Source organism: Kitasatospora sp. SC0581, assembly GCF_048159585.1.
Taxonomy (GTDB): Bacteria; Actinomycetota; Actinomycetes; order Streptomycetales; family Streptomycetaceae; genus Kitasatospora.
Genome location: NZ_JBLRWA010000177.1, coordinates 1 through 404, shown reverse-complemented (window position 1 = coordinate 404; position 404 = coordinate 1). Strand labels below are relative to the sequence as shown.

The window sequence follows — 404 nt, the reverse complement described above, 5'->3', positions numbered from 1 at the left end:
CGCAACACCTTCACCCAGTACCTCGACGGCCACGACCTGGACGCCTCCCTCCTGCACATCGCCCGCACCGGATTCCTCCCGCCCGACGACAAGCGGGTGATCAGCACCGTCGAGGCGATCGAACGCGAACTCGGCGCCGGCGGCGGCATGCTCCTTCGCTACCCGACCCGTACCGATGCGGCCGACAACGTGGACGGGCTGTCCGGCCACGAAGGCGCGTTCCTCGCCACTGCGTTCTGGATGGTCGAAGCCCTCGCCCTGATCGGCCGGCACGCCGACGCCGAGGACCTCTTCGACCGCCTGCTGGCGGTGCGCAGCGACCTCGGTCTCCTCGCCGAGCAGTACGACCCCGCCGAGCAAGTCCATCTCGGCAACTACCCGCAGGGCCTGTCGCACGACGGCCT

At 69.8% G+C, this 404-nt stretch carries 1 protein-coding gene; it reads left to right on the top strand.

Annotated elements, in window-relative coordinates; genetic code table 11:
- Positions 1–404: glycoside hydrolase family 15 protein (locus ACLWS4_RS37655; protein WP_416876524.1), on the top strand; the 404-nt coding region annotated here is incomplete at both ends.